Origin of the sequence: Vibrio sp. Vb1755, from assembly GCF_033338635.1 — a bacterium.
Taxonomy (GTDB): Bacteria; Pseudomonadota; Gammaproteobacteria; order Enterobacterales; family Vibrionaceae; genus Vibrio; species Vibrio alginolyticus.
Window position 1 is genome coordinate 36,564 of the sequence record NZ_JAWOTA010000030.1, and the last position, 18,310, is coordinate 54,873.

An 18,310-nucleotide genomic window follows, 5' to 3' on the forward strand; every position below is an offset into this window, starting at 1 on the left:
ACTACTGCGCTTCTTTTTTAGTGCGCTTGGTTTTCTTCGGCTTACTGTGCGGCTTCTTTTTACGTGCTTTTTTCACTTTAGGCTTCTCGTTGCCTTCGGCGTCACCACGTTTTGGGCCATTACGCTTACTCGTTGCGCCCGTTTCTTCTGGGCGTTTAGTTGGCTCTATCGCAGGAACTGCACGAGCCGCGCCACCTTCCTTCGATGAAGAGCGAGTCGCAGCGCGTTTTTTATCTTTCGCTTTGCGCTTTGCTTCCGCTGCGCGTTTCTTCGCAGTCTTACCTTCGCCGCGTAGCTTACGACTTGTTTCGACCAATTCAAAGTCAATTTGCTTATCATCGAGGTTAACAGCCAGTACTTTTACTTTTACTGCATCACCTAAGCGGTAGATGTTACCGAAACTTTCACCAATAAGTCGTTGACCAATCGGGTCAAATTGATAGTAGTCGTTCGCAAGGGTAGAAATATGTACCAAACCATCGATGTGCAAATCCGTTAAACGTACAAAGAAGCCAAAGCTAGTGACATTAGCAATAACACCGTCTAGTTCGTCACCGACGTGGTCTTGCATATATTCACACTTCAGCCAATCCGCAACATCACGTGTTGCATCATCAGCACGGCGCTCTGTCATCGAACATTGTTCGCCGTAAAAATCCATGTCGTCAAACGAGTAATGATAGCCACCTGTTGGTGTCCAGCGATCTTGATTACGACCTTCTTCTTTAGCAATCAGATACTTGATTGCACGGTGAAGTAACAAGTCAGGGTAACGACGAATTGGCGACGTAAAGTGCGCATAGCGTTTCAATGCCAACCCAAAGTGCCCCGCGTTATCTGCGTTGTATACCGCTTGCTTCATTGAGCGTAGCAGCATGGTCTGAATCAACTCTTGATCTTGACGCCCGGAGATTTGACGTGCGAGATCAGCATAGTCCGTTGGTGAAGGCTCTAAACCACCTTTTAGCTCAAGACCAAGTTCACTTAAGAAGTCACGGAAACCTTGCAGGCGTAATTCACCTGGAGATTCGTGGATACGATAAAGCGCGGGCTCTTTCGCTTTTTCTACCAGCGATGCCGAAGCAATGTTGGCTAAAATCATACATTCTTCGATGATCTTATGCGCGTCATTACGAATTACTGGCTCAATGCTTTCGATTTTACGTTCCGCATTGAAAATAAATTTGGTTTCAACGGTTTCAAATTCGATTGCACCGCGTTGATCTCGTGCTTCTTTCAGCACTTTGTACATCTTGTGCAACTCTTCTAGATGAGAAACAAGCGGCTGGTAGCGCTCACGTAGTTCTTCATCCCCTTCTAGAATCGCGCTCACTTTGCTATATGTGAGACGAGCGTGCGAGTTCATCACCGCCTCGTAATGCTTGTAACCAGACAGCTTACCTGTATCGGAAATGGTCATTTCGCACACCATACACAAGCGATCTACTTGCGGGTTAAGCGAACATAGACCGTTCGACAGTACTTCTGGCAACATTGGCACAACTTGCGAAGGGAAATATACTGAGTTACCACGATTGATCGCTTCTTTGTCCAACGCAGAGTCAGGACGAACGTAGTAACTGACGTCAGCAATCGCTACCCATAAACGCCAACCACCTTCTTTGTTCTTTTCACAGTAAACGGCATCATCAAAGTCTCGTGCGTCTTCGCCGTCAATGGTCACTAGTGGCAAATCACGTAGATCCACACGACCAACTTTCGCTTCTTCTGGTACTTCTTCGCCTAAGTTTTCGATTTGTTTATCGACGGCTTCTGGCCATTCGTGAGGGATTTGGTGTGTACGAATCGCAATTTGTGTTTCCATACCTGGTGCCATGTTTTCACCAAGGACTTCAACCACTTTACCCATCATGCCGCGTGAGCGTGAGCCACGATCAGTAATTTCAATTACGACTACGTTACCCATGCGTGCACCCGCTTTGTGCTCATTTGGGATCAGGATATCTTGGCTGATACGCGAGTCATCTGGGACAACATAGGAGTATCCATATTCAAGGAAGAAACGACCAACGATTTGATCATTGCGCTCCTCTAGCACACGCACCAAACGTCCTTCACGGCGGCCGCGCTTGCTGTTGTCTGTCGGTTGCACTAAGACAAAATCACCGTGGATGATGTTCTTCATCTGATGGTGCGGTAACAGAATATCATCATCCTTGCCGACGCTGCCTTCTGGACGTACCCAACCATGGCCATCACGATGACCAATCACGTAACCTTTCACCATTTCAAGTTTTTCAGGCAATGCATAGCACTGACGGCGGGTAAACACCAGTTGGCCATCTCGCTCCATCGCACGTAGCCGACGACGCAACCCTTCGTATTGCTCTTCGCCCTCAAGCTTTAGTGCCTCAAACAAGTCGTTACGATTCATTGGAACGCCCGCTTGCTCTAGAAACTCGATGATAAACTCTCGGCTTGGAATTGGATTTTCGTAATTTTTGGATTCACGATCTGCAAAAGGATCGTTTGGAATATTGTCTGACATAGGCACGCCTATCTAGCAAGGAAGGTATATGGCTAGTATATCTGAGTCTCTCGATAAGCTACAGAATTGCTTTGAAAAAAGAATGATCGAGATCGACTCTAGGCATGCAAATGAGTTAAGGACGAGCCAGCAAGATCAAAAGTTCAGAATTGTCACTGAGCAAGGATTCAATCGTGCAGTTATCCAACTCCGCCAGAAAGGCACTTTTTGCTTTCGCCAATTTATCTTTGAGGCGGCAAGCAGGGGTAATATGGCAAAAATCCACACCACAGTTGACTAAATCTAACGGCTCTAAATCGCGCACAACACCACCAACTGTGATTTCAGACGCTGGCTTCATCAGCCGGATACCACCGTTTTTTCCGCGCACGGTATGGACATAACCCAACTGCCCTAACCGATTGATAACTTTAACCATATGGTTGCGTGACACACCAAATAAATCCGTCACTTCGGTAATGCTGGTTAACTCATCTTCCGGCAACGAAGCCAAGAAAATTAAGGTTCTCAACGCATAATCAGTGAAACTAGTTAACTGCATATTCTCTCCCAAAGTGCGACTCAATAACCCGCTGGTGATGCTAAAACCCCAAACTTGAGCTATCGATAAAAGTGTAAATCTTTTCTTGATCGAAAGATACATTTGAGATACAACTTTAAACATGCATTATAAATACAACTTAAAGTAGGAAGCCCTTATGCTCAGCAATCAAACTATCGAGATCGTCAAAGCGACCGCACCACTCATCGCCGAAACAGGACCAAAACTGACCGCGCACTTTTACGAGCGTATGTTTACTCATAACCCTGAGTTGAAAGATATTTTTAACATGAGTAACCAGCGTAACGGCGATCAGCGTGAAGCATTATTCAACGCTATCTGTGCCTATGCTGCCAATATTGAAAATTTGCCAGCTCTGCTTGGCGCAGTAGAGAAAATTGCGCATAAGCACACGAGCTTTTTGATCACAGAAGATCAGTACCAAATCGTTGGTAAGCATTTACTTGCGACAATCGATGAGCTTTTTAATCCAGGTCAAGAGGTGTTGGATGCTTGGGCTGAGGCTTACGGCGTACTTGCGAATGTATTTATTCAGCGCGAAGAACAAATTTACCAACAAAATGAAGCTTTGGAAGGCGGCTGGCGCGGTCTACGCGAATTTGAATTAGTCGATAAAAAGATTGAGAGCGAACACATTTGCAGCTTTGTATTCAAGCCAACCGATGGTCAAAAAGTGGCGCCGTATAAACCGGGACAATACCTTGGCATCTACATCAACAGTGACCAGTTAGAAAACCAAGAAATTCGCCAATATAGTCTGTCTTCTGCGGTCCAAGAGAACACTTACCGTATCTCGGTAAAACGTGAAGAAGGCGGAAAAGTGTCGAACTACCTGCACGATAGCCTGAACATTGGCGAAAAAGTGCAGCTTGCGGCCCCTGCCGGTGACTTCTTTATGGATGCCGAACCACAAACACCCGTTGTTCTAATATCTGCTGGTGTGGGACTTACTCCAACGCTGTCAATGCTAGAAAGTCTCTCAGCACATCAAGCACCTGTAACCTGGGTTCATGCAACCGAAAATGGCCAACAGCATGCTTTCAAGCAACACGTAAACCAACTCGTTGCAGAAAAAGAAAATATGAACGCGCTCATTTGGTATAACCAACCAACGGCAGAAGACAAACTAGGTGAAGACTTCCACTTCACGGGCTTTGTCAATCTGTATGAAATTGAAGCTGCATTAAAGCAAGATAACGTGCAGGTGTACTTCTGTGGCCCTGTAGGATTTATGCAGCACATAGCGAAACAGCTATTAGAACTTGGCGTACCAGAAGAGCAATTCCATTACGAATGCTTCGGTCCACACAAAGTGGTTTAAGCGCTATCAGCTATCGGGAAAACAACAAAGCCCACGTGACGTGGGCTTTGTTGTATGAAGTTGTTTGCAATATTGAAGCGTTACCAAAAGGTGTCTCGCCGTTTAGCTCGAGCAATAACGTTTTGTGGCATGCGCTGTTCAAGGCCGTTTCTCAATACAGTTATGCGCTTATGCTGCCGCTTATCTGCTGTGACAGAGTTATATAACCAACGATACGCATCTTCGTAATCGAGTGGACTGCCATAATCACGTAAAAGCAACTCGGCCAGATGAATACGCGCGTTTAGGTTTCCCATTGACGCAGCTTCTCGCAAATATGGAATTGCACGTTCTTTATCTTGCTGTACTAAAGTGCCACGCGAATAGTATCGGCCAATCTGCTCTAGTGCAGCTGGTAACCCCTGATGCGCTGCATTTTCGATGTAGTAAAGACCCAGTTCGACATCTTGCTCGACACACACCCCCCAAGCCAACATATCTCCGTACAGAAATTCATAAGCGGGTAAGTTAATTCGAGTCGCACGAGCTACGATATCCTCCACCAGCTGGCAGTTATCAGCGCGCACACGTTGTAAGTGCTTATTTTGCTCAATAAGCTTTATCAGCTCTGCTTCGGTATAGATCGGAACTGGTGCCCCCACATCAGCAACATTGGCTTTCACTGTGGTAGCAACCAAGGTCAACAACAGTGAAGCAGCCACTGTTCGTAACTTCATAAACGTACCCTTAAGGTATCTAAGAAACCAAAGATCGGTGAAGGATCTCCTCTGCTTGATAACCTTATCGGCAAAAAACAGCTAAGCTTTAGACAATTTTTGCCTCTGATTTAGGCTAAGAGGCAAAAGCTTGCCATATGAGAGTCACGCTGTTTTTGTTCAGATACAAAAAAGCCGACCATAAGGTCGGCTTTTGCAATCTTTAACGGCTATCAATTAAGCTTCGAATGGGTGAACTTTGATGATAGTTTCGTTACGGTCAGGACCTGTAGAGATGATGTCTACTGGAACGCCAGTTAGCTCTTCAATACGCTTGATGTAGTCAAGAGCTGCTTGTGGTAGAGCATCTAGTGACTTAGCACCAAATGTATTCTCAGACCAACCAGGCATTGTTTCGTAGATTGGCGTTGCTTTTTCGAATGCTTCAGCAGCCATCGGAGAAACTTCTAGCACAGAGCCATCTTCCATCTTGTAACCAGTACAGATTTTTAGCTCTTCTAGACCATCTAGTACGTCTAGTTTAGTTAGACAGAAACCAGATACAGAGTTGATTTGGATTGCACGACGCATAGCAACAGCATCGAACCAACCTGTACGACGTAGACGACCAGTTGTCGCACCGAACTCGTGGCCAACTTCACCTAAGTGCTTACCAATTGGATCTTGCTTATCTAAACCGTCGTATAGTTCAGTCGGGAATGGACCAGCACCAACGCGAGTACAGTACGCTTTTGCGATACCCAAGATGTAACCGATGTGACGAGGACCAAAACCAGAACCTGCAGCAACACCACCAGCAGTCGTGTTAGAAGACGTTACGTACGGGTAAGTACCGTGGTCGATATCAAGTAGTGTACCTTGTGCACCTTCGAACATGATCTTGTCGCCGCGCTTACGTGCTGCGTCTAGTTCGTCAGTTACGTCGATAACCATTGACGTTAGTAGTTCAGCGTAGCCTTTCGCTTGCTCAAGTACTTCTTCGTAGCTTACTGGTTCCGCTTTGTAGAAGTTAACTAGTTGGAAGTTATGGAACTCCATGACTTCTTTTAGCTTCTCTGCGAAAGTCGCCATATCGAATAGGTCGCCAACGCGTAGACCGCGACGAGCAACTTTATCTTCGTATGCTGGACCGATACCACGACCAGTAGTACCGATAGCTTTTTTACCGCGAGCGATTTCGCGAGCTTGGTCCATTGCAACGTGGTAAGGAAGAATTAGCGGACATGCTTCAGAAATGAAAAGACGCTCGCGTACTGGAATACCGCGCTCTTCAAGAGGCTTCATTTCTTTAAGTAGAGCTTCAGGTGATAGTACAACACCGTTACCGATAACACATTTTACGTTATCGCGAAGGATACCTGATGGAATTAAGTGAAGAACGGTTTTTTCACCGTCAATTACGAGAGTGTGACCTGCGTTGTGACCGCCTTGGTAGCGTACCACGTATTTTGCATCTTCAGTTAAAAGGTCTACGATTTTACCTTTACCTTCGTCACCCCATTGGGTGCCTAGAACGACTACGTTATTTCCCATCTTTCCAAGTCTGATTGCTAGTTAAAAATGGATTCTAGCACCGAATCTCACTTCTTGCAGTCATTTTTTGTTCACAGAGTCGCTACCAGAATGTCATCTTGCCGCTTTGTTCATTTTGAAATCAGCATATCACTGATAGTATTTAGCTTTCTCTATTCGACTGGAAAGCGCTATGTCTGAATCCATATGGTTGGCGATTGGGCTCGTCTTGATCGTGGAAGGCATTGGGCCACTGATTGCTCCTAACGGTTGGCGGAATATGGTGGCTCAATTAAGTGAACAACCCAACAATCAGCTACGACGCATCGGTGGCTGCCTAGTAGTTGCTGGAGCCGTCATCGCCATCATGATGAGCTAACACTTAGCATCAGATACAAAAAAGGCTCCCTAAGGAGCCTTTTATTTCAATGAGACGCGGAGATTATTTCTCCATGCTGCCCTTCGACTGGTTCATGTATTGGAAGAACTCACTCTTCGGATCAAGCACCAGAATATCGCTCTTAGAGCTGAAGGACTTCTCATACGCACGTAGCGAGCGTAGGAAGCTAAAGAACTCAGGGTCTTTGTTGTACGCTTCAGCATAAATCTTCGCAGCTTCAGCATCCGCTTCACCTCGTGTCACACGCGCAGTTTTATCAGCTTCAGCTAGAATAGTTGCTACTTCTAGTTCTGCTTGAGCACGAATAACTTCCGCCTTTTCACGACCTTGAGAACGGTGCTTACGAGCAACGGACTCACGCTCCGCACGCATACGACGGTAGATAGACTCACTGATTTCATCAGGCAGGTTGATTTTCTTCATTCGGAAATCAACGACACGAACACCCAAGTCTTTCATTGCGCTTTCACGCGTGTCTTTCAATACTTCAGACATGATTAGGTCGCGTTCACCATCAATCTCAAGCGCCTCACGAGCCGCTTCAGTTGCGACAACATCGGCACTTGCGTCTTCTGGTAGCACATCATCGTTACGTGGACCAGATACGATCTGTTTGATTTCACGAGCACCGATTTCAGAACGAAGCACGTCCGTCACTTTACGCTCAAGTAGTGCCTCTGCCGTTAGCGAGTTACCACCGCCAGTCGCGAGGTAGTAGCGACCAAAATCTTCAATACGCCACTTCACGTAGGTATCAATGATAACGTCTTTTTTCTCAGACGTTACGAAACGGTCTGCACGGCCATCCATTGTTTGGATACGTGCATCAAGTTGTTTCACACGGTCAAACAAAGGCATCTTGAAATGCAGACCAGGCTCGTAAATTCGAGTGATGTCGTTGTTGTCTTTCAAGACACGACCAAATCGAACCACGATACCGCGCTCACCTTCAGGAATCACAAACAAAGACATCAACATTAATGCCAGTGCGATTACCAGTACAGGGATCATTAACTTACGCATTCTTAGTATCTCCCTTGACGTGAACCTGTTGAACGAGACTGCGTGTTCGAAGTGTCTTCTTGTGTACGATCTGACTCAAGTTGAATTTGATCATAGGTTGAAGATGACTTCGATTTACGTTTGGTATCTGCTTTGCCCTCTTGTCCCGCCAACTTATCGATTGGAAGGTAAAGAAGATTGCCGCTTGATTCCGAGTCAATCAACACTTTCGAAGTGCTTGAGTACACCTCTTCCATTGCGTCGATGTACAGACGATCACGCGTTACACCAGGCGCTGCTTGGTATTCTGGTAGTAGTTTTTCGAACTGTGCTACCTGACCAAGAGCCTCGTTAGTGACACGCTCATTGTAACCTTGTGCTTCTTTCTTCAAACGCTCTGCACGACCCGTTGCCTTAGGCAAGATTTCGTTCTTGTATGCTTCAGCTTCACGAATGAAACGCTCTTCATCCTCACGTGCTGCGATTGCATCATCAAACGCATCTTTCACTTGCTCTGGTGGACGAGCAGACTGGAAGTTCACATCAACAAGTACCAGACCCATATCATAGCTATCAATGATTTGGTTCAGTGTTTCTTGCGTAGTTTGACGAATTTGCTGACGACCACTGGTTAGAATGCTATCCATCAATGAGTCACCAATTACTGCACGTAGTGCAGAATCCGTTGCTTGACGCAAGCTGTCGTCTGCATTGGTTACACGGTACAAGTATTTGTATGGGTCAGTCACTCGGTACTGAACATCCATCGCAACTGTTACAACGTTTTCATCTTTGGTCAGCATTAGACCAGATGCACGTAGTGAACGAATCGCTTGTACGTTTACCGCTTCGTACTCATCAATAAAGCGAGGACGCCAGTTAAGACCTGGGTCTACGATACGATCGTATTTACCTAAACGCAGTACAACACCACGCTCTGCTTCACCGATGGTGTAAAAACCAGCGAAAAACCAAACCGCAACAGCAATCAGAGCAATCACGCCAAAGCCAATTGCACTACCACCACCGCCGCCGATTGGAGAACCACCGCCGCCTTTTTTACCAAACTTGCCGCCCAGCTTTTGACTCAGTTTGTTGAACACTTCATCTAAATCTGGCGGACCTTGATCTCGGCCACCAGGACGCTGGCCACCACGATTATTATTACCCCAAGGGTCATTATCGCGGCCATTGTTGCCGTTGTTATTTCCAGGCTCATTCCACGCCATTAGAAAGCTCCATCATTTGATATGACGTTATACTGTAGCAGTCCTTTAAGTGACTATAAAGCCAGTCAAAACTGCCCCTTCTCTTTTTTCAAGTCTAGACCAATCTACTTGCTGCATTCGAATATCGATCAACAAGTTACCATCCTGGTCATATTCCTCACGTTGAATACACTTCATTTGGAAGAAGGTACTACGGAATCGTCCTTGATACTGTGGAGGAATTCGCAACTGATGCTCGACCATTTGTGACGCCAGACGTTCCGTCAGAGCCTCAAACAGGACATCAATGCCCAACCCATCCATTGCTGAAACCCAAACTGCGCGAGGTACGCCTTCCTCGTCTCGTTCTATACGTGGTTTCTGCGAATCTAGATTGTCGATTTTGTTCATGACAACCAGAGTCGGCACTTCATGCGCGTCGATCTCTTCTAGTACTTCATGAACAGCTTGAATATTCTCACGAAAACGCTCATCACTGGCATCAACAACATGTAACAAAATGTCAGCTTCTTGCGTTTCCTGCAAGGTTGCCTTGAAGGCCGCAACCAAGTCGTGTGGCAAATGTCGAATAAAACCAACCGTGTCTGCCAAGATGGCAGGACCAACATCTGCTAACTCTATCTTACGTAAAGTCGGGTCCAAAGTAGCAAATAATTGATCAGCCGCGTACACGCCAGCTTCTGTAATACGGTTGAAGAGTGTCGACTTACCCGCGTTGGTGTAACCCACAAGTGAAACCGTTGGGATTTCAGCTCGATTTCGGGCGCGGCGCCCTTGTTCACGCTGCTTCGCTACTTTGTCTAAGCGTCGCAGGATGGCTTTGATTCTGTCACGCAATAAGCGACGGTCGGTTTCCAGCTGGGTTTCACCCGGGCCACGTAAACCGATACCACCTTTCTGCCTTTCAAGGTGTGTCCAACCACGAATCAAACGAGTAGAGATATGACGAAGTTGAGCCAGCTCTACCTGTAGCTTACCTTCGTGTGTTCGAGCTCGTTGAGCAAAGATATCGAGAATAAGACCAGTGCGGTCGAGAACTCGACATTGGCACAGTGCTTCGAGGTTACGTTCTTGGGCAGGAGAGAGGGCGTGATTAAAAATCACAATTTCGGCACCAGTTGATTGTACCGCTGTAGCAATCTCTTGGGCCTTACCCTCTCCGACATAGTATTTCGGGTGTGGGGATTGACGACTACCAGTTACCACTTGTAGCGCCTCTACCCCAGCAGAAGAAACCAGCATTTCGAACTCAGCCAGATCTTCCCATTCACCTTCTTGCGTGAAGTTGATATGAACAAGTACGGCTCGCTCACCGGATTCATAACGGTCAAACAAGCAATCAACTCCTTATTTTAAAAATACTCGATGAAGAATTAATCTTCAGATTTCTCTTGTGGACGCTCACCTTGTGGACGTTCACCGCTGTGATGGCTCACTGGACGAGCCGGCACAACTGTTGAGATCGCGTGCTTGTACACCATTTGGTTAACAGTATTCTTCAGCAGGATCACAAATTGATCGAATGATTCGATCTGACCTTGTAGTTTAATACCATTCACAAGGTAGATAGATACCGGGATACGCTCACGACGTAGCGCGTTTAGAAATGGGTCTTGTAGAGATTGCCCCTTAGCCATTTTTATTTTCCTTATTTAATTTGTAGTTGTAATTATTTAGCTAGTGGTGCAATGCAAAAGATACGGCTTTTGCATCTGAGCTAAACGAATCAAAAATGCACTCTAAGTAATTAGCAGCATAGTATAAAAACCGCCAACAACAGATCCTTTGAGAGTGCGTTCACGCAAAAACGATCACATTATACACAGCTATGTCAATCAGATGCTATTGCTTCCGACATCGTTTCTAATGCCTGTTCAATGTTCTCGCTATCCAACCAAGTTAAATCATCCCAGCTGCGTAACCAGGTGATTTGACGCTTGGCCAATTGACGAGTCGCGCATACGCCACGAAATACCGCTTCGTCACGTGTACACTCCCCATCTAAATACTCCCACATCTGTCGGTAACCGACGCATCGTATGGAAGGAAGATCGGGGTGAAGATCTTTTCGCGAATGTAACGCTTTCATTTCTTCTTCAAAGCCCGCTTCCATCATCTTCTCGAAACGGAGTTCAATCCGACGGTGAAGTTCTGCCCTATCCTTGGGAGCTATTGCAAACTGCTTGACTCGGTATGGTAGGCTTTCACCTTTCGTTTGAGTCAATTCAGTCAAAGTTTTACCTGAAATGCGAAAAACTTCCAATGCCCGAGATAAACGTTGGGGATCATTGGGATGGATTCTCGCGGCTGACACAGGATCAACCTCTTTGAGTTCATCGTGCAACACTGACCAACCTTTAGTCAATGCCTCTTGTTCAATTTGCTGACGAATTTCAGGATTTGCAGCAGGAAGTGGTGATAAACCTTCAAGTAACGCCTTGTAATACAGCATTGTTCCACCCACAAGAAGTGGAATTTTTCCTTCTGCAACAATATCATCCATCGCTTTCAATGCATCTCGACGAAAGTCGGCGACAGAGTAAGATTCACTTGGATCCAAAATATCTATCAAGCGATGAGGCGCCAAACTTAACTCTTTTTCATCCGGTTTCGCCGTACCGATATCCATCCCTTTGTAGATCAAAGCAGAATCAACACTGATGATCTCAATCGGAAATTTTTGACGAAGACGAATCGCCAGCTCAGTTTTGCCTGATGCAGTTGGCCCCATTAAAAATAGCGCCAAAGGTAGTTTATCTGTCATGGTTTTAATTTGGCTATCGTGGCAGAGAAATCAACAGCGGATACGAATTTTGTATCTTCTAATGGCAATTGACCATGTCTTAGCTGTTCAAGTTCCGCAATAATTTGAATGGCTTCAGAAAAAGTATAGTGACTCTTCATTGTCGTGACCTGTAATGCGAGCCAATCTATCAACTCAGACAGCATCTGAGCCGCTGCTATACCTTCGTTCACACAAGATTGCGCGTAAGATAACAGATCTGGTACTAAATTTTGTAAGTTTTGTTGACGCAGCGGAGCTGGGACGCCCATCACCATTAAGGCGTGCTCGTTTCTCGCTTTCAATTGAATACCAAGCAATGCCAAATCTTGTTGATAATCTTGGGCCAGTCTCACTAATTTGGGCTCTAACTTAATAGATAGAGGAACAAGCAGAGGTTGTGCCTTGAGTGCACCATCGCTTGGAGTGAGCTGGCCTTTTACACGATAAAATTCTGCTCTAGGTAACGAGACTAACGCCGCCCCACTGTCACTGCTCATCAAAACAAATTGTTCATCGACCACCATCAGCGCTTTGCCTAATGCAGTAATCGATGGCATTGATGTGTGCGAAGTTATCGTTTGGGGCGCTATTGGAGTGACTGCCTGAGCCTCAAACTCTGGCGTTTTCAGCAGCTCGTGATAAGCGCGTACTTCTTGTTTAGTTGGCGCTGGTTCTACGTGGCGCTCTTTACTGTGACTTGGCTTTGGTGCAGGTTTGGATTCCACCCAATCATTACGTTTGAATGACTCCACTACGCGCGCCTCTCGCACGGAGGTCTCACTAGGACCGCTATTACGAGGCTTCACTTCATAATCACTGCGTCCAGGATAAGCCGGTGTACTCTCTATCGCTTGATAAACCCGCTCTGGCACCGGTGAAGATGCTGGCTCTTGTACTTTTTCAGGCTCTGGCGAATGCTCAATCTCTTCGGATTCAGTCGGTTCCACGCGATGAAATGCCGATTCATTCACCTGTGGTTTATCAATCACAGCGCTTTGTGAAAGTGCATCCGTCAAAGCTTGATAGATGAAATCATGCACCAAACGAGCTTGGTGGAAACGCACTTCATGCTTAGCAGGGTGAACATTCACATCTACTTGGTGCGGATCTAGCTCAATAAAGAGCACATACGCAGCAAACTGATCTGGCTTTAAGCTCATTTCATAGCTTTGACGAATCGCGTGATTGATTAATTTGTCACGCATCATTCGGCCATTCACATAGCAATATTGTAAATCGCTTTGCTGCCTTGCTCCCTCTGGTGTGGTAATCCACCCATGTAACTTTAACCCTTGATGCTCAAGCTCGATTCTGAGCATATGCCGCACAAACGCATTACCGCAGACAGCAGCAATACGCTTTTCGGTTTGAAGCTGATTTTTCGCCGCGCGATATTGACGGATGATCTTGCCGTTATGACGCACATTGATGGTGACATCAAAGCGGCTTAACGCAATGCGTTTCAATAACTCATCAATATGAGCAAATTCGGTTTTCTCCGTACGAAGAAACTTGCGACGCGCTGGAGTATTAAAAAATAAGTCCAACACCTCAACGGTAGTGCCAATCGGGTGCGCTGCTGGCTTAAGCTTCACCTGCATATCACGCCCTTCGGAGTAGGCACTCCAGGCTTCTTCTTGTGCCGCAGGACGCGACGTGAGCGTCAAACGCGAGACTGAGCTAATACTGGCTAACGCTTCACCGCGAAAACCTAGACTCATAATGGCTTCGAGATCATCTAAGGTATGTATCTTAGATGTCGCATGACGACTGAGCGCTAAGCCGAGTTCATCTTTCGCGATACCTTTTCCGTTATCACGAACACGAATCAGCTTTGCGCCTCCTTTCTCGATATCGATATCGATTCGAGTTGCGCCAGAATCAAGACTATTTTCAACCAGCTCTTTAATCACAGAAGCAGGTCTTTCGACCACTTCCCCTGCGGCGATTTGGTTTGCAAGTCTGGCTGGCAAAATTTTAATCGTCATAATGAGTTAGGAGCTCACCTACTTGTTTGGAATGATCAGGACTTGCCCAACCGCTAGCTGATCAGAGCGTAAGTTATTCGCTTTACGAATGCTCGATACGCTAACGCCGTATTTGGACGCTATTTTGCCAAGGAACTCACCCCGAGAAACCTTGTGCTTACGAATCGGTTTATCTTTTACCGCGACCGTTATCTTCAACTTTTGCCCTACCCACAAGGTATCTGACTTCAAGTTATTCTCTCGGCGGATATCTGAAACCTTCACTTTATAGTGATTCGCAATCTTACCTAAGAACTCACCAGACTTAACCTTGTGCGTAATGGTTTCTGTCTCAACAGTAATCGGTTTACTTGGCACTTTAATCGTACCAGCAGAAGGAATGTTGAGCTTCTGACCAATTGCCAAGCCTGTCGACTTCAAGTTGTTTGCCGACATCAGCGCTTTAGAGCTAAGCCCATATTTGTTCGCGATCACCGATAATGACTCGCCACGCTTTACAATATGTACCATTGGCTTCGCTGAAGGCGAGAACACCGTACCCTCTGGTGGGTTATCTTTTAAGTACTTGACGACCGCCTTAGTGATAGCCTGAGCTAACTTATCTTGGTGCGCTCGTTGAAACAGTAAACGCTCTTCTGTTGGGTTAGAAATAAAGCCCGTTTCCACTAGCACAGACGGAATCTGTGGAGAGCGTAAAACCGCAAGGCTGGTGTTGATCGGTTTGGTGTTATGCAGGTGCGCAACACGTCCCATCTCACCTAGGATTTCTGTTGCCAGTTTATAGCCTTCTTTTTGTGAATGACTAAACTGCAAGTCCAACAAAGTTTGGTTCACGTTACGATCTTTTGTCTTCGTGAAGAACGCATTACCCGAGCCGCCCAATAACTCAGACTGTTTCTCATGGTTCTCGACCCAACGAGCAATTTCGGTATTTGCACGACGAGTATTTAGTACGAAGACCGATCCACCGCGAGGCTTCGGTGAAGTAAACGCATCTGCGTGAATGGAAATCAGCAAGTGCGCATCATTTTCACGAGCAATCGCGACACGACGGTTTAAGTTTACAAAATAATCTCCCGTACGAGTCATGCGCGTTTTAATACCAGGAGTCGCATCGAGCTGAGCAGCAATTTTTCTTGAGATACTCAATACCGCATCTTTCTCGTACTTACGACGTGAAGGGCCAATAGAGCCAGGGTCTTCCCCACCGTGACCAGGGTCGATAACAATTAACACTTCTTGAGCTCGTTGAACTGAACTCATGTCTTTGCTGGCCGCCGCTGGCTTACTCGGTTTAGAGGTCGATGCCTTCTTACCGTGCGGTAAATCAATCACCAAGCGGTGACCATACTGCCCACCTGGTGTTGGGCTTAATTTAAATAATTCCGCTTGAACGCTCTTTTTTAGTTCAAACACCAAACGATAAGTGCCCTTCTCTGGAGGCGAGCTTTTTCGTACCAGTTTTAAAACAGGGCTATCCGTAACAGTAACAGGCAGTTTGGCCTGCATCGTCGTGCTTTTTAAATCCACGACAAGGCGATCCGGCCCTGATAAAGAGAAATAGGAATAGTCAGCTTCCGAGCCTAAATCGATGACAACACGTGTTTCATCAGGTGAAGGCCAAACTCGAAAACTCTTAACGACGTTAGCAAATGCTAAATTGGGGATGAGAAGGAGAAAAGTGGCGACAAACGTCGCCACTACTCTAAAATTTGAAAAACTCAACATAGCTCCAATCGACTGAGTAACTGCACACCATAATCATTATTAGCTGTTAGTTCGGCTACACGTTGCTCACCTTGGTAGCGAATGTTTACATCAAGATCCGGTTGTGGCAGTAAGCCATGCCCTTTTTCAGGCCATTCAACCAAGCAAATCGCATCGTCTGTGAAATAGTCTCGAATACCCATAAACTCAAGCTCTTCAGGATCCGCAAGACGATAAAGGTCGAAGTGATATACTTGCCACTGATCCAACTGGTACGGTTCGACTAGAGTATAAGTTGGACTTTTCACGTTACCTTGATGACCAAGAGCACGGACAAAACCACGACTAAAGGTTGTTTTACCTGCACCCAAATCACCATGCAGATAAATTGTGGTTTGCTGGGAACAAAGCTGAGCCAAAGCGGTGCCTAGTGCAACCGTTTCATGCTCATCTTTTAAATTGAATTGTTTCGTGCTCATTGATGCTTCTCTAACTAATGATCGTTGACTATATAAAAATCAAAAGAACAGGAATAGTAAACCGTGTTGGTTTTGAGAGACAAGCTTTCAAATGTCATATGTGCGAAAAAAGTATCCAATAAACGGTATCTTAATCATCTTAGTATCGACCTAGATTTAGAATATATGCAAATGACGTCAATAAGCAGTATTCACAACATCAAAAACGTACCTAACTGGGTAGCACCAAAGCCAGAGATCCGTTAAGATCCGCCCCCCTTTATTCCGGTGGTTAACATGAACTACGAACAACTCGCACAACAAATCAAAGTTTGGGGAAAAGAACTCGGCTTCCAAAAAGTTGGGATCTGCGACGTTGATCTGAGTGAACATGAAGCAGCACTACAAAAATGGCTTGATGCAGGCTATCACGGCTCAATGGATTGGATGGCTCGTCACGGTATGATGCGTGCTAGACCCCATGAGCTACTCCCGGGAACCGTTCGTGTTATCAGCGTCCGGATGGACTATCTGCCACCAGAGGCTCAATTCGCTTCGAACCTCGCGAATAAAAGTCATGCCTATATTAGCCGCTACGCACTAGGGCGCGATTATCACAAGCTCGTCAGAAAGCAGCTAAATAAGCTCGGCAAACTTATTGAACAAGAGGTTGGTCAATATGGTTACCGACCTTTCGTTGATTCCGCACCAATATTAGAGCGACCTCTCGCCCAAAAAGCGGGCTTAGGTTGGACCGGGAAACATTCCCTGATTTTAGATCAAGACTGTGGATCGTGGTTCTTTTTAGGTGAACTACTTATCGACTTACCACTACCCGTTGATGAGCCAAGCGTTGATCAGTGCGGTAAATGCAAAGCATGCATTACATCATGCCCAACACAAGCCATCGTTGAAGACAAAGTTGTCGATGCCAGGCGTTGTATCTCTTATCTCACCATCGAGTTCGGTGGCGTGATTCCTGAAGAGTTTCGAAAGCCAATGGGTAACCGCATTTATGGTTGTGACGACTGTCAATTGGTTTGCCCATGGAACCGCTACGCCGACATAACGGAGCAAGATGATTTCCACCGTCGTGACAGTTTCAAAAACCCTGACCTCGTCGACATGTTTAACTGGGATGAAGCGACTTTTCTAAAAAATATGGAAGGCTCCGCTATCCGTCGTATTGGTCATATACAGTGGCTACGTAACATCGCTGTCGCACTTGGTAATGCAGAATATAGTCAGCGAATCATAGATGCGCTGGAAAGTCGGCAAGGTGAAAATAAATTACTTGATGAGCACATTAAATGGGCTTTGACAGAGCAACTGAATCAACTCCCCACTGAGAGTAATTCATCTATAGAGACGAAAAAGCAACGCTTAATAAGGATAGTCGAGAAGGGACTGCCGAGAGACGCATAGAGCGTAGTCTATATGCAAGAGATTGAAAGTACTTTTGCATGTTCAATTCATGACCTTGTTCTCAATTTTGTAATGTGGAAAAAAATTTGAGATTCAAGAAAAACAAGCTAGCAGAAAAAAGTTAAACACAGCTCGGAGAAATGACTAGGATCAAAAAAATACCAGTTAATGATCGTATTTTAACGTACTCGATCCGACAAAAAACTTATTTTTTCTTTATATAACAAAGATTTAATTGATATTTCTTTGTTATTTCAACTTCACTTTAGAGAAAAGATCTTTCTTCCCCATCATAAAAAGTCGAGCTAAAAACACTTTATCAACCAACTTATCCACAGAACGACGTATGTGGATAACTCTGTTAATTAAAGTAGATAAAACACGCGAAGCCTCATCATACTTGTACGTCAGCCGATTCATATCGTGTTTTAAACACAAACGAAATCGTCCGACATCATATGATGCGGATAAAAGTTTAGCTTTTGGGGATTCATGCTTCGCAGCATTATGAAAAGAGCGATGTGATTGGTTGCGAGAAGCAGGCGTTGAATCAAGCGGCGCATCCGTAGACGACTTAACAATTGTATACTAAATAAGTACTCAATCTATCGTCTTGTATTTGGTTGCGGGGGCCGGATTTGAACCGACGACCTTCGGGTTATGAGCCCGACGAGCTACCAAGCTGCTCCACCCCGC

15 protein-coding genes are annotated in these 18,310 nt (G+C 45.7%); 3 read left to right on the forward strand and 12 right to left on the reverse strand.

From position 1 onward, the window contains the following. Nucleotide 1 precedes the first annotated feature (1 nt). Together rnr and nsrR are read right to left on the reverse strand one after the other, a co-directional pair. Complete coding sequence (gene rnr / locus R7E00_RS19545; protein ID WP_017821742.1) at nucleotides 2-2,509, reverse strand: ribonuclease R; 2,508 nt, start codon at nucleotides 2,507-2,509, stop codon at nucleotides 2-4. Nucleotides 2,510-2,624: 115 nt separating this feature from the next. Further along, the gene (nsrR, locus tag R7E00_RS19550) at nucleotides 2,625-3,050 is read right to left on the reverse strand and encodes a nitric oxide-sensing transcriptional repressor NsrR (RefSeq protein WP_017633731.1); all 426 of its coding nucleotides are present in this window, start codon (nucleotides 3,048-3,050) and stop codon (nucleotides 2,625-2,627) included. A gap of 157 nt (nucleotides 3,051-3,207) precedes the next feature. On the opposite strand from nsrR, the gene hmpA reads away from it, so the two are divergent. Beyond that, nucleotides 3,208-4,392, forward strand: coding sequence for an NO-inducible flavohemoprotein (hmpA, locus tag R7E00_RS19555; RefSeq protein ID WP_047103962.1), 1,185 nt, complete (start codon nucleotides 3,208-3,210; stop codon nucleotides 4,390-4,392). An 80-nt stretch (nucleotides 4,393-4,472) separates the two neighbouring features. Here hmpA and motX read toward each other — a convergent pair whose 3' ends face one another. Together motX and R7E00_RS19565 are read right to left on the reverse strand one after the other, a co-directional pair. Continuing rightward, entirely contained in the window at nucleotides 4,473-5,108 is a 636-nt protein-coding gene (gene motX / locus R7E00_RS19560) for a flagellar protein MotX (RefSeq protein ID WP_005381388.1), read from the reverse strand. Between the two features lie 216 nt (nucleotides 5,109-5,324). After that, a complete protein-coding gene (locus R7E00_RS19565; protein ID WP_005381385.1) occupies nucleotides 5,325-6,641 on the reverse strand; it encodes an adenylosuccinate synthase in 1,317 nt (438 codons plus the stop codon). Between the two features lie 172 nt (nucleotides 6,642-6,813). Here R7E00_RS19565 and R7E00_RS19570 point away from each other — a divergent pair, with 172 nt between their 5' ends. Then, entirely contained in the window at nucleotides 6,814-6,999 is a 186-nt protein-coding gene (locus R7E00_RS19570) for a DUF2065 domain-containing protein (protein WP_005381383.1), read from the forward strand. A gap of 63 nt (nucleotides 7,000-7,062) precedes the next feature. Here the strand turns inward: R7E00_RS19570 and hflC are convergent, their stop codons facing one another. From hflC to tsaE, 8 genes are all read right to left on the reverse strand, one after another. After that, on the reverse strand, nucleotides 7,063-8,043 hold the full coding sequence (gene hflC / locus R7E00_RS19575) for a protease modulator HflC (protein WP_005381382.1): 981 nt from the start codon (nucleotides 8,041-8,043) through the stop codon (nucleotides 7,063-7,065). A 2-nt stretch (nucleotides 8,044-8,045) separates the two neighbouring features. Beyond that, nucleotides 8,046-9,251: an FtsH protease activity modulator HflK gene (hflK, locus tag R7E00_RS19580; RefSeq protein WP_017633728.1), complete on the reverse strand. Its 1,206-nt coding sequence runs from the start codon at nucleotides 9,249-9,251 to the stop codon at nucleotides 8,046-8,048. A gap of 45 nt (nucleotides 9,252-9,296) precedes the next feature. Next, nucleotides 9,297-10,586, reverse strand: coding sequence for a ribosome rescue GTPase HflX (hflX, locus tag R7E00_RS19585; RefSeq protein WP_005381380.1), 1,290 nt, complete (start codon nucleotides 10,584-10,586; stop codon nucleotides 9,297-9,299). Between the two features lie 38 nt (nucleotides 10,587-10,624). After that, on the reverse strand, nucleotides 10,625-10,888 hold the full coding sequence (hfq, locus tag R7E00_RS19590; RefSeq protein WP_005381379.1) for an RNA chaperone Hfq: 264 nt from the start codon (nucleotides 10,886-10,888) through the stop codon (nucleotides 10,625-10,627). 194 nt (nucleotides 10,889-11,082) lie between these two features. Then, on the reverse strand, nucleotides 11,083-12,015 hold the full coding sequence (gene miaA / locus R7E00_RS19595; RefSeq protein WP_005381378.1) for a tRNA (adenosine(37)-N6)-dimethylallyltransferase MiaA: 933 nt from the start codon (nucleotides 12,013-12,015) through the stop codon (nucleotides 11,083-11,085). Further along, nucleotides 12,012-14,024 carry a DNA mismatch repair endonuclease MutL gene (mutL, locus tag R7E00_RS19600; protein ID WP_132937298.1) on the reverse strand — a complete coding sequence of 671 codons (2,013 nt, stop codon included), beginning with the start codon at nucleotides 14,022-14,024 and terminating at the stop codon, nucleotides 12,012-12,014. Before mutL ends, miaA begins: the two co-directional genes overlap by 4 nt. An 18-nt stretch (nucleotides 14,025-14,042) precedes the next feature. After that, nucleotides 14,043-15,752, reverse strand: a complete 1,710-nt coding sequence (locus R7E00_RS19605) for an N-acetylmuramoyl-L-alanine amidase (RefSeq protein WP_005381374.1) — start codon at nucleotides 15,750-15,752, stop codon at nucleotides 14,043-14,045. Next, nucleotides 15,746-16,210: a tRNA (adenosine(37)-N6)-threonylcarbamoyltransferase complex ATPase subunit type 1 TsaE gene (gene tsaE, locus R7E00_RS19610; protein WP_005381372.1), complete on the reverse strand. Its 465-nt coding sequence runs from the start codon at nucleotides 16,208-16,210 to the stop codon at nucleotides 15,746-15,748. The genes R7E00_RS19605 and tsaE overlap by 7 nt, the downstream gene beginning before the upstream one ends. A gap of 276 nt (nucleotides 16,211-16,486) precedes the next feature. On the opposite strand from tsaE, the gene queG reads away from it, so the two are divergent. Next, nucleotides 16,487-17,614: a tRNA epoxyqueuosine(34) reductase QueG gene (gene queG, locus R7E00_RS19615; RefSeq protein WP_065274931.1), complete on the forward strand. Its 1,128-nt coding sequence runs from the start codon at nucleotides 16,487-16,489 to the stop codon at nucleotides 17,612-17,614. Nucleotides 17,615-18,310: the final 696 nt, after the last annotated feature.

Excerpts from the sequence above, each read along its gene's own strand:
- R7E00_RS19605 (WP_005381374.1), bottom strand. The coding sequence starts at position 15,752 with ATGTTGAGTTTTTCAAATTTTAGAGTAGTGGCGACGTTTGTCGCCACT.
- tsaE (WP_005381372.1), bottom strand. The coding sequence starts at position 16,210 with ATGAGCACGAAACAATTCAATTTAAAAGATGAGCATGAAACGGTTGCA.
- hfq (WP_005381379.1), bottom strand. The coding sequence starts at position 10,888 with ATGGCTAAGGGGCAATCTCTACAAGACCCATTTCTAAACGCGCTACGT.
- motX (WP_005381388.1), bottom strand. The coding sequence starts at position 5,108 with ATGAAGTTACGAACAGTGGCTGCTTCACTGTTGTTGACCTTGGTTGCT.
- mutL (WP_132937298.1), bottom strand. The coding sequence starts at position 14,024 with ATGACGATTAAAATTTTGCCAGCCAGACTTGCAAACCAAATCGCCGCA.
- R7E00_RS19565 (WP_005381385.1), bottom strand. The coding sequence starts at position 6,641 with ATGGGAAATAACGTAGTCGTTCTAGGCACCCAATGGGGTGACGAAGGT.
- queG (WP_065274931.1), top strand. The coding sequence starts at position 16,487 with ATGAACTACGAACAACTCGCACAACAAATCAAAGTTTGGGGAAAAGAA.
- rnr (WP_017821742.1), bottom strand. The coding sequence starts at position 2,509 with ATGTCAGACAATATTCCAAACGATCCTTTTGCAGATCGTGAATCCAAA.
- miaA (WP_005381378.1), bottom strand. The coding sequence starts at position 12,015 with ATGACAGATAAACTACCTTTGGCGCTATTTTTAATGGGGCCAACTGCA.
- R7E00_RS19570 (WP_005381383.1), top strand. The coding sequence starts at position 6,814 with ATGTCTGAATCCATATGGTTGGCGATTGGGCTCGTCTTGATCGTGGAA.
- nsrR (WP_017633731.1), bottom strand. The coding sequence starts at position 3,050 with ATGCAGTTAACTAGTTTCACTGATTATGCGTTGAGAACCTTAATTTTC.
- hflC (WP_005381382.1), bottom strand. The coding sequence starts at position 8,043 with ATGCGTAAGTTAATGATCCCTGTACTGGTAATCGCACTGGCATTAATG.
- hflK (WP_017633728.1), bottom strand. The coding sequence starts at position 9,251 with ATGGCGTGGAATGAGCCTGGAAATAACAACGGCAACAATGGCCGCGAT.
- hmpA (WP_047103962.1), top strand. The coding sequence starts at position 3,208 with ATGCTCAGCAATCAAACTATCGAGATCGTCAAAGCGACCGCACCACTC.